The organism is Oleiphilus sp. HI0067 (genome assembly GCF_001635735.1).
The window spans coordinates 1-956 of record NZ_LWFI01001390.1; the positions used below are offsets into that span (position 1 = coordinate 1).

The 956-nt window shown below is 43.9% G+C and carries 1 protein-coding gene and 1 pseudogene; both read left to right on the forward strand.

Annotated features, from left to right (window positions below; translation table 11 throughout):
• Positions 1–432, forward strand: a 432-nt coding sequence (locus tag A3739_RS22130) for an SURF1 family cytochrome oxidase biogenesis protein (protein ID WP_197472495.1), incomplete at its 5' end; no start/stop codon positions are given.
• 24 nt (positions 433–456) lie between these two features.
• Positions 457–956: pseudogene (locus A3739_RS22135) on the forward strand (hypothetical protein); the annotation flags it as partial.

Genomic DNA, 956 nt, shown 5'->3' on the forward strand with positions numbered 1-956 from the left:
GGATCTTTATTGGTGAATCAGGGGTGGATAGCGGCACCAAAATATAGAGACAAGCTGCCAAAAGTTAGCAGTATTGTAACTCCTCAGTCTTTGACAGGATATTTCTACTGGACAGAAAAATCGTTGCCCGTTTGGAATGAAGATGCCGAGTTTGGAGAGAAAAGTATATGGCGTGTTCAGTCACTGAACATGGAAAAAATACGAGAACTGAGTGCCGCTGATTTAGTGGAGAATTCCGAATTTAGGCTACTACATCGAGTCCCATTCGCGTCCGACATTGGCGCGACAATAGATGCGCCAGATTTGTATTGGAATTACCAGTCGCAAACACCCGATAAACACACTGGTTATGCGTTTCAGTGGTTCGCGATGTCGTTTGCTTTAGTGATACTGGCACTATGGGCGACATACAAATTAATACCAAGAACATAACAACAAGAAGTAGGGAGTATAAGAATGAGTGAATCGTCGGTATCGTTTGAACAAACTAGAAGAAAAAGCCAACTTAAATTGATTGGTATTTTTTGTGTGGCCGGAGTGCCAGTCATGCTCGCAATGCTCATGTATTTTGGCAGTGTCGCTATTCCGACAGGCAAAACAAATAAAGGCCAATTATTAACCCCGACCTTAAATCTCAATAGCTTTGGATATCAACAAAATGCCAAAGGGTTTTATCCCGAAACAGATGGTAAGTGGTTGATCGTACAAACAGGCTCGGGAGAGTGCACTTTGGAGTGTCAGGATCTTGCGCATACCGCAAGACAAGTGAATATATTGATGGCGCGCGAACAAGAGCGTGTGGCACGAGTGTTGTTATCCACCCAAGCAGAGCAAACGCAAGACTTACTCGCGGCAGATTATCCACAGTTGTCAGTGAAGAGTGTTGATGAGTCAGCGCTAATTGAGCTCTATAAACAGGCAGACACAAGCAAAACGTGGAACTTATGGGTGAGTGA